Source organism: Microbacterium sp. GbtcB4, from assembly GCF_019091465.1.
GTDB lineage: Bacteria > Actinomycetota > Actinomycetes > Actinomycetales > Microbacteriaceae > Microbacterium > Microbacterium paraoxydans.
This window is the reverse complement of the sequence record NZ_JAGXJJ010000541.1, coordinates 1-237: the sequence shown is the minus strand read 5'-3', so window position 1 is coordinate 237 and position 237 is coordinate 1. Positions and strand designations below refer to the sequence as shown.

Annotated in this window: 1 pseudogene; it reads left to right on the top strand. The window is 68.4% G+C overall.

The window, feature by feature from the left end:
- A pseudogene (locus KVS71_RS18760) lies at positions 1 to 237 on the top strand (MFS transporter); the annotation flags it as partial.

Here is a 237-nt window from a genome sequence, read left to right as displayed (position 1 = left end):
CCTATGCCACGCATCCAGCCGTCGCGCCCGTCGGGGTCGGGCTCATCGGGGTGAACTTCGGGGTCTCCTGGCCCGGCTTCAACGCGCTGATCGCCTCGGGGGTCGACGGCGAGGTCCGTCAGCAGTACTTCGGCGTGAACTTCGCCCTCGGCAACCTCGGCATCGGCGTGGGCGGCATCATCGGCGGGTTCTTCGTCGACGTGACGGAGCCGTCGCCCTTCACCACGCTCTTCCTCA